General features: G+C 55.7%; 8 protein-coding genes. 2 read left to right on the forward strand and 6 right to left on the reverse strand.

Going from position 1 to position 8,343, the window contains the following annotated elements; all coding sequences use genetic code 11:
* Window positions 1-170 precede the first annotated feature (170 nt).
* Genes ACTIKR_RS17370 through ACTIKR_RS17395 form a run of 6 tightly spaced genes read right to left on the reverse strand, consistent with a single transcriptional unit; the run spans window position 171 to window position 6,704 of the window.
* A complete protein-coding gene (locus ACTIKR_RS17370; protein ID WP_193087736.1) occupies window positions 171-1,145 on the reverse strand; it encodes a Bug family tripartite tricarboxylate transporter substrate binding protein in 975 nt (324 codons plus the stop codon).
* 39 nt (window positions 1,146-1,184) lie between these two features.
* Window positions 1,185-2,351 carry an FAD-dependent monooxygenase gene (locus ACTIKR_RS17375; protein ID WP_193087735.1) on the reverse strand — a complete coding sequence of 389 codons (1,167 nt, stop codon included), beginning with the start codon at window positions 2,349-2,351 and terminating at the stop codon, window positions 1,185-1,187.
* On the reverse strand, window positions 2,348-2,824 hold the full coding sequence (locus tag ACTIKR_RS17380) for an acyl-CoA thioesterase (protein WP_193087734.1): 477 nt from the start codon (window positions 2,822-2,824) through the stop codon (window positions 2,348-2,350). The genes ACTIKR_RS17375 and ACTIKR_RS17380 overlap by 4 nt, the downstream gene beginning before the upstream one ends.
* Window positions 2,811-4,499, reverse strand: coding sequence for an AMP-binding protein (locus ACTIKR_RS17385; protein ID WP_442328514.1), 1,689 nt, complete (start codon window positions 4,497-4,499; stop codon window positions 2,811-2,813). Before ACTIKR_RS17385 ends, ACTIKR_RS17380 begins: the two co-directional genes overlap by 14 nt.
* A gap of 22 nt (window positions 4,500-4,521) precedes the next feature.
* Window positions 4,522-5,418: a VOC family protein gene (locus ACTIKR_RS17390; RefSeq protein ID WP_193087732.1), complete on the reverse strand. Its 897-nt coding sequence runs from the start codon at window positions 5,416-5,418 to the stop codon at window positions 4,522-4,524.
* Window positions 5,419-5,441: 23 nt separating this feature from the next.
* Window positions 5,442-6,704: an alpha/beta hydrolase gene (locus ACTIKR_RS17395; RefSeq protein WP_193087824.1), complete on the reverse strand. Its 1,263-nt coding sequence runs from the start codon at window positions 6,702-6,704 to the stop codon at window positions 5,442-5,444.
* Between the two features lie 175 nt (window positions 6,705-6,879).
* Here ACTIKR_RS17395 and ACTIKR_RS17400 point away from each other — a divergent pair, with 175 nt between their 5' ends.
* Window positions 6,880-7,584, forward strand: a complete 705-nt coding sequence (locus ACTIKR_RS17400; protein ID WP_128395315.1) for a TetR/AcrR family transcriptional regulator — start codon at window positions 6,880-6,882, stop codon at window positions 7,582-7,584.
* 333 nt (window positions 7,585-7,917) lie between these two features.
* A partial coding sequence (locus ACTIKR_RS17405; RefSeq protein WP_442328515.1) for a deoxyribodipyrimidine photo-lyase occupies window positions 7,918-8,343 on the forward strand: 426 nt, incomplete at its 3' end.

An 8,343-nucleotide genomic window follows, 5' to 3' on the forward strand; every position in this document is an offset into this window, starting at 1 on the left:
TAAATGCTCGTGGTGTTTCGCTCGATACATATCGACCCTGCCCTGGCACGTTCCTGGAGCGAAAAAAACGAACAATCGATCACGCAAACTGGCTCAAGACAGTGGCTTCCGCAGAAATCAATGTTGGCAAGCGACAGAACGCCCTCCAATCATCTCCGCTGGCTTGCCACTTAGTCCAAAGCAATATTGGCCTTCTCTACGATCTGGCCAAAATGTGCCGAGTCCTCATTCACCGCATGTGCCAGGCCTGATACATCGACAGACCATGCATTAAAGCCAAAGATTTCAAAGCGCTGCCTCACTGCGGTCGTGCGTAGCGCAGCAGCGATGGCAGTATTGAGACGTTCAATGACGTCCTGCGGCGTACCTCGGGGGGCAAACGCAGCCACCCAGGTCTCCAGTTCGAAGTCCTTCGGGCCACCGGCCTCAGTGACCGTAGGCACATCAGGATACGAAGCCAGTCGGGTGGGCGCTGCCAGCGCAAGCAACTTCACTCGCTTTGCCTGGTAGAGATTCTGTACTGTCGCTGCTGTACCGAAAGCCCAATCCACATCGCCATTCGCCACTGCCGTATACAACTGTGACAAATCCTTGTATGGAATGTGCGTCATCGACGTCTGTGTACGCTGCTGCAAAATAGTCGACCCCAGATGCGCAACGCTACCTATCCCCCAGGTACCGTACGTGAGATGTCCATTCGCTTTGTTCGCCGCCTGGACCAGATCCTCAACATTGCGCCACGGAGAATTGGCTGCAACGACGATGAAAAAGTGTGTGGAGTAAATGGGCGCAGCCGCGACAAAATCCCGGGCAGGATCAAATGGCATTTTTTTATACAGATGAGGCTGCAGCGTCATATGGGTGTTATCCACGATCGCCACCGAGTACCCGTCCGCTGCGGATCGTTTGACCTCTCCGAGAGCAAGCCACCCATTGGCGCCGGGTTTATTCTCAACAATGAACGGCTGTTTCCATGCCGCAGACAATTGCTCCCCAATCATTCTTGCGACCGTGTCCGGGCCGCTTCCAACCGAATAGGGCAAAACGGCACGAACACTGCGAGTCGGATAGGTTGAGGATTGGGCCTGCGCCGAACAGGTCAGTACGCCCAGGATGAGCGTTGCCAGAGTAAGTATTTTTTTCATGTCTCCTCCAATTGAATGGATGGTTATTGGGTACGTTATTTAATGGTTCACGTCATGCGTATTTTGTAAAAACAGGGCTGGGTGCCTTACTTCATAGGCGGCGGTAAAACCCGGGTCCCGTTGACGTAGATCATCATGGCTGACCTGCCCGGTGCGTCTCATGTAGTCGTAGGCAAAGGACACCGGATCCAGCTGCATCTTGTCCGCGACGTTCTCGTACCAATCCAGGCTTCGCGCTGCTGCATGCTGGAAATTGGATGAGGCCTGCCTGCGCCGGGATTCGAATACGCCAAATGCGGCCTGGGCATCGCCCGGATTTTGCCGCAACCCTTCGTTCAGCGCGATGGCATCCTGCATGGCCATACGGGTACCTGAACCAAGCGAAAAATGAACCGTCCGCAAGGCATCGCCCAGCAACACAATATTGCGGTACGACCAGTTTTCATTACGAACGATATTTGCTTCAAACCACAGGGAACGATTGGTCAGCAGTGCGTTCGCGCCCAGATCGGCGCGAAAAACCTCGGCACAATAGCGACGGCTCTGCTCTTCGCTGGCAACATCCAGGCCAGCGCGGTGCCAGGTATCCGGGTCTACTTCGACCAGAAACGTACTTAACGTCGCACTGTATTGATAACTGTGTGCAATAAAAATGCCGTGGTCCGTTTCACGAAAAATCAGCGAGACAGGATGAAAGCGCTGATGCGTTCCATACCAGGCAAATTTATTGCGGCGGCGCTCAAAACTGGGGCGGAACTGATCGGCGTATTGCTTGCGAACTGCGCTATTGCTGCCATCTGCCGCCACCACCATATCAACATCGGCAGCCAGCTGTTCAATATCGTCAATGCGGCAATCGTGCTCGATTTGCACGCCAGCCCGCAAACAGGCCTGTTCCAGCACATCCAGCATATCCAGTCTCGCGGTGCGCGAGAAATGATTGCCGTGCACCTGGACACTCGTACCCTGGTGAATAATCTGCATATAGTCGCAGCGCTCGTGATGCGCCACGAATGTGTCGAAAAACGCAGGATCGGCCTCGCGCAGGAAAGCCAGTCCCACGTCGGAAAATACCACGCCCCAACCATAGGTGGCGCCTCGCGGATTTTGCTCATAAACCCGTATATCATGGCCAGGATCCTGTTTCTTGGCCAGGAGAGAAAAATACAGGCCGGCAGGGCCGGCGCCAATAACTGCGATCTTCATTGGTTCGTACTCCCATATGGCGCCTGTTGTTCGCAGTCATGCTGATAACCGAGCAGCGCATCGCGCAGTACGTCAGGCAAGGCAATGGCCCGGCGCTCGCCACGAGCCACACAAATGGGCGTCAATCGTGCATCGAACGCTGCCTGACCACGCACACTGCCGGCGATGTGCAAGGTATAGGTCCGCTGGCTGATATTTTCAACATAGACGGCCATGTCAAACTCTTCATCAGGCCAGAGTGAGGCGCGAAAATCAAAGGTCAATGCACGCGTTGGCGTGCCAAAGCCATGCTCGTCCTTCACGCGCTGCGGTGTCCCGCCCAGCAGCTGTCCGTAAAAAAGCTCAGCAGCCGAGATGACATACTCGCTGAATGTGACGGTGTAGACCACCCCTGCAGGATCGCAATCGCCCCACTTGACCCGTCGACGAATCACAAACGGCGCTTCATTCACAACGTACTCAGTACTTATCATTACGTTCCCCCGTGCCCTGCCGGGCCTCGTGATTGATTAATTCTGCAATCATTCTGCGCAACATCATCTTGTCCAGCTTGCCCACTTTGGTAACCGGAAAGGCCTCAATCACCTCGACGCGTTCGGGACACTTATATTTGGCCAAACCCTTTTCAACGAGAAACATCATCAATTCCTGGACAGAAGGCGCGGCGTGACCAGGCCGCAATGTGATGAAGACGCAGCCCTTCTCGCCGTAAATGGGGTCTGGCATGGCGACAAGACGTGCTTCGGAAATGGCCTGATGCGCACTGACCAGTGCTTCAACCTCTTCACATCCGATCTTTTCGCCGCCACGATTGATGTTGTCGCGCAACCTGCCTTCAAAGCTGTAATAGGACTGGCCGTCAACAATCCGCTCTATCATCATGTCGCCTGTTCGGTAAAAGCCGTCAGACGTGTAGGCCTGGGCATTGGCTGCCGGTGCGTCGAAGAAGCCGGGAACGGTGGCCGGTCCGCGAAAACACAGTTCACCCATCTGTCCCGGTTCAACGCCCACTTCTGTCCCGGGCACCAGCAAGCGGATTTCATCATCGGCGCAGCCCGAGCGGCCCTGCGTTTTGTGGCGAAGGTAAGGTGGTGCACCGGCTGGTGATCCAAGCAGCAAGCCCTCGGTAATACCGAACAGGTTGGAGCATGGAATGCGCAAATGTTCTTCCAGTCGCTCGGCTGCGCTCATTGTTATAAACAGACGCAGCGAAGACAAGTCATGCCTTGCCAGATCGGAATAAGCCATCAATTGCGGTGCGATCGGTCCGATTGAAATTGCTCGCGTGACCCTGTATCGCTCAATCAGCGTCAACATAAGCGGCACATCGACCCGGGGCATGAGAACTGCTGACACGCCCATCGCGATGACCGGCATCAGGACATACACCTGCGCGGCATTGTGCAATAATGGCAAAGCCCAAATGAAACGATCATCTTGGTCAAGTTGATAGTTCTTCGCACAGGCAAGTGAGTGCGCGATGTACTCAGCATGAAAACGCGGAATAATTTTTGGAATGCCGGTCGTGCCACCAGACAACTGGAACGCCAGTACATCCTCGCAGGCTGGTGCATGCTCGGCGACGATTGCCTGCGCTCGCGCGAGCGGCATGGCTTCGATCAGCGCGCGCAAATCGTTGCCGGCCGATGAAGTCCCGCGCGCCACCACCAGTCGTGTCAATCCGGCATGGTCGGACATCATTCGCTGCGCGAAAGCAACCAGATCAAAGGCGCTAACATCAGCCTGAACAAAGTATCCACGTGCACCAGACTGACGGATCAATTGACCGATTTCCAGTTCCCGGTGTTGCGGCAATGAACACACCGGTACGATGCCCGCTTTATAACAGGCCAGCAACGCAATGACGGTCTCAAGCGTGGTGCCCATCTGAAAGATGGCACGATCGCCAGGGTCCAGGCCCAGGTTCAGCAGCGCCGCGGCCAGCCGCTCGGTTTGCTCATCCAGTTGTGCAAACGTGACGCTGCCTTCCTCGGTGATGATCGCTTGGCGTTCTGGACACCGACGCGCCGTGGCTCGCAACAAGTGGCCGACCGTCTGCTGCTGCCACGCGCCATTGTCATACCAGGCGCGTGCGCGCTCCTGTTCATGATAAATAACACCCTCTATGGGGTAACGAATATTTTGCATTTTTTTGTCTCCTGCCAATAGATCAGCCTGTCACGGGAACGATCCGAACCCGGTCCCGGTCCAGCACTTCAATGACGCCACTGACACCGCCTGTGAACAGGCCATACCACACAGCGGGTTTCAATCCGAGCACCTTGCGGCGAAACTCCAGCGGCTTGTCCGCACAAATACAATCGAAATATTCACTCTTGACGACCTGACAGTCATCGCGTTGTTCTGCGTCACGCACCAGCGGCGCAAACTCCTCGACGCAGGGTACAAAGATGCGAACGCCTGCGGCCGGCGTCTGAGCCATTGTGCCTTGCTGCTCAAGCAATGTTGCCTTGCGGGCCCATACTTCATCGATATGCCGGATGCGTTCGCCCTTGGACAGCGCGCTGTCTTCGGCCTGTATCGCCGCCTGTATCGTCAGATCGGCGTCAACTTCGTCAACCCGGCCCAACGACCTCAATTTACGAGTAAATTCGATGAAATAGCCATTGGGGTCGCGAACATAAATCGACTCGATCACTTCATGGCGCGTCTCGACGGAGACCTGCAGATTCGCATCCTCTAGCCTTTTTTTCCAGGCTTTCAACTCCGCTTCATTCTGCACCAGCCACGCGGTATGCGTTGCATCGGCGACATGATCTTCAGGCAACGGTCGCATACTACTGCGTCCCTGCATGGTTTCCGGCTCCCGCGCGCCCAGATAGTAGAAAAACGCGATCGTGCTGCCATTGCCGCTATCAAAAAAGAAATGCAGGAAATCCGGATGGCTCGCAGGCCCCCACCCGCGAGCAGATATAACATGGACCAGGCGCAAGCCGAGCACATCTCGGTAAAACGCGACGGTCTCGCGCAAGCGCCAGGTCGGTCTCGCAGTATGGTCAACGCCATGCAGCCGCAGCGCACCTGGCGTATCGTGAACAACAGTCATGTCAAATCTCCATTAGGCATTAATCAAAGAAAGCGCGCCTGCAACCAGCGAGCCAGCTCGCGACCGCCCTGATAGCGTCCCGGTTCTTCATCGTCGGTCAGGGCGCGTCCATGATGGTCGCCGCGAATGCGAAGATGCTGCTTGTCCTGCGCCGTCAGCGCGTCGTAAATCGTCTGTACATCACCCGGAAAGCAGGCCTGGTCGCCCGTGTATTCGATCACCAGTGATGGTATGTCGATCGCCGGAGCAGTGCGCGACAGACTGGCATTGGACGAGAGCGCTGACCAGGTCGAGAGCCAGCTCTCGGGCGTACAAAAACGGGCGAACCCCACCGCACCATAGTTCGACGAATAAGGATTTTTTCCCCATAGGGAGCCGGGGTGTCGGTCTGAAGGATCAAGGCTCAGATCCAGGCAACGCAAATCTGCATCGGTTCGCCAGACGATCAGCACCGGGGTGTGAGCGGCCAGCCGTTTGCCATCTGCCGAGCTGTCAGGCTGCGTTTTCACCCGCTCGCGCGCCTTTAGCCGCGTGTCTATCATCTGATGCGCGACCGCATCCAAGCGAGCCACCCTGGCCTGCTGGCCGGCGCGGTAGCGTTCGATAAATTCCGCCGAGTAACGCGCCTGCCCGTTCGGCTTGTAGCCGTTTGCCGGATCCAGCGGGTCCAGGTGCGGTACGACAGACAAGGCATCACCCTCCTGCGCGACAGACGGGTCAATGCAATTCATTAACAATGCACCCTGACCAGGATGAGGGCCGACCAAAACCATGCCCTGAACTCGAGGCATGTCCAGCTCGCCCAAGCCGGTGCGCTTTCCTGCCGGGCTGCGCGCAATCCGTTGTGCTCCAGGCAGGGCCGACTGTTCAGCGTAAAGCGAATACAGTCCCGCGCCACCCGAATTGCCCAACAGAACGATATTGTCGAATCCCTGTTCACGCAGAAAGGTCAGGCCAGCGGTGACATCACGCAATGCAAATTCATGCTCCAGGCGCAGGTCATTGCCCACTGATCGTGCACCCTGAGACCAGGCGGCACAGCCTGCCGCAACAATATCTGGAATAAGGTAGTGGCATGCCATGAACTCACGTGGATGCATGATGCATACTACCGTCCTGCAGCGCTTGCCGGCTGGCTGATACAGAGAGCCAGAGGTGGCGGCGCCATCGGCGCAGCGCAAGACCACGTTGCGGGTAGAGGCGCCTGCGGGCAAATCACGTGGATTCCAGTCCGTATTCAGAAACCCCGCGGTAACCGGATTTGCAGAAGGGTTTATTGCCACAATCGTTCTCCTTTCCAAATATCATCGAAGTGTTATTTGACACATTAGATAATTATTTGACTTTAATGTCAATTAAATTTTAATATTTGACGAATCCGTCAAATCAAGGAAAATAATGGGCTATACAACCGGCAGCCAACTAGGGTTTAATGGCTGCGTTGCAACAGGGAGTACGACAGTGAACGACATTTCGACAAAGGCGACGCTCAAAGGAGAAGCGCTACGCAGCGCTATCCTGGATGTGGCGGCAACGCTTTTCATTGAACGAGGCACCGGCGGCACCAGCATCCAGGACATTGCCGAAGCGCTGGGATTGAGCCGTACGGCGGTGTATTATTATTTCAAGAACAAGGAACAGATTCAGCAATCGCTGACAGAGGAAGTGCTGAGTGCGGCGCGCAAACTGGCCGGCGACACCGTTGCCCGCGACGATCTTGACCCCGTGACGGCGTTGCGCGCGCTGGTCACCCAGCACGCCGACCTGATTCTGTCACGCCCTGCAGAGTTTCGCGTTGCAGATCGTACTGAGGCCGACTTGTCACCGAAGCAACGCATATCAGTGCAAAATGCACGCCGTAATGTACTTGAGAACTTCAGCCATGTCATAGAAAGAGGGATCCGGGAAGGCGTGTTTCGCATGGTTGACGCACATGTAGCCGCTTTCAGTCTGATTGGCATGTGCAACTGGTCGGCCTGGTGGTATAAGCCCGAGGGCAGACTGGATCGCGCCAATGTCGCCGGGATCATGGCTGACATGGCTGTCAATTCGCTGTTGCGTGATGCAGCAAGGCGACCCGAAGTGCCGGATGTAAGGGAATCGCTGCGTCTGGTACGTGAGGATCTGGATTACCTGGAAAAATTGGTTCTGTCCGACAGCAAATAACGCCCCAACGGATATTCAGCCTGCCCTGCTGCGTTGTTGAGCCAGGTTGAGATCTCTATTGTGGTCAAATCAAACAGAACATGTGATGCCCGAACTATCGATGCATGCGCGCCCGCTTGCGGCCAGGCGCCTGCATCCGGCGGCATCACTTCTGGTACGGCCTCTGCCCAGGTAATTGATCATTGGAAACAATGAAGACCGCGGAATCGGCCAGGTGCGCGCCGCGCAAAGGACTGCCGGATAAGAACACCTGCACGAGAGCGGTTCAATGTATTTTTCAGGAAATTCAGTTAAGCTCGTGTTTCCACGATTGTTTATCCAAAAACCTGACCCATGAAACAATATAACCGCGGCTTGATGTGGTTCCGTCGTGATCTGCGCGCTGCTGACAACCGCCCGCTGTTTCAGGCGCTGCGTCAATGTGAAACGGTGTTCTGCCTGTTTGTCTTCGATACCCATATTCTTTGTCCCCTCCCCCCTGACGATCGCCGCGTGTCATTCATTGATGCATGCCTGGATGATCTGCAGCGCCAATTGCAGCAAGCCGGTTCGGGGCTGATTGTGCGTCACGGTACACCACAGCAAATCATCCCGGCCATCGCACGGCAGTTGAACGTAGAGGCAGTGTTTGCCGGCAGTGATTACGAGCCACAGGCAAAAGAACGCGACCAACAGGTTGGCACAATGCTGCAGTCGGATAACCGGGCGCTTTTCCTGTTCAAGGATCAGGTCATTTTTGATACCGACGAAATACTCAAC

It is taken from the genome of Advenella sp., assembly GCF_052108595.1.
Taxonomy (GTDB): Bacteria; Pseudomonadota; Gammaproteobacteria; order Burkholderiales; family Burkholderiaceae_B; genus Advenella.